Genomic DNA, 407 nt, shown 5'->3' on the forward strand with positions numbered 1-407 from the left:
CAGGAATTGCACCGCCCGGACTACGTAGCGGGCTGAACCCATTAAGACCAAGTTGCCCGCCGGATGAGGCGAAGGTGGCGTAGGTAATGGCAGTCCCAATAACCTGGGCCCGCACAGCGGGGTCGACGATTGCTCCGGCTCTGACAAGTTCACCCTGGATGAATGCGGCTTGTTCTGCCCTGAGATTCGTATACACGTTCGTGAACGGAAGAAAGGGCGCACCGATCGTGACGCTGGAGTTCAAGCCTGCCCCAACATCGCTGGTAAAGAATCCCGACTCTTGCCGCCGTCGCTGTTCAAAGCTCGCAAAATAGAACGTGCGATCTTTCTTGATTGGGCCACCCAGGGTCGCTCCGTATTGAACGCGTGTGAAAGGTGGCTTTTTGTTTGGGTCGTTGTCGATAATG

1 protein-coding gene is annotated in these 407 nt (G+C 56.0%); it reads right to left on the reverse strand.

The window, feature by feature from the left end:
* Positions 1–407 (reverse strand): hypothetical protein (locus I6F37_RS42650; RefSeq protein ID WP_225154775.1); only part of this gene is annotated, 407 nt, incomplete at both ends.

The sequence above is a fragment of the Bradyrhizobium sp. NBAIM08 genome (assembly GCF_020193935.1).
GTDB classification, from domain to species: Bacteria; Pseudomonadota; Alphaproteobacteria; order Rhizobiales; family Xanthobacteraceae; genus Bradyrhizobium; species Bradyrhizobium yuanmingense.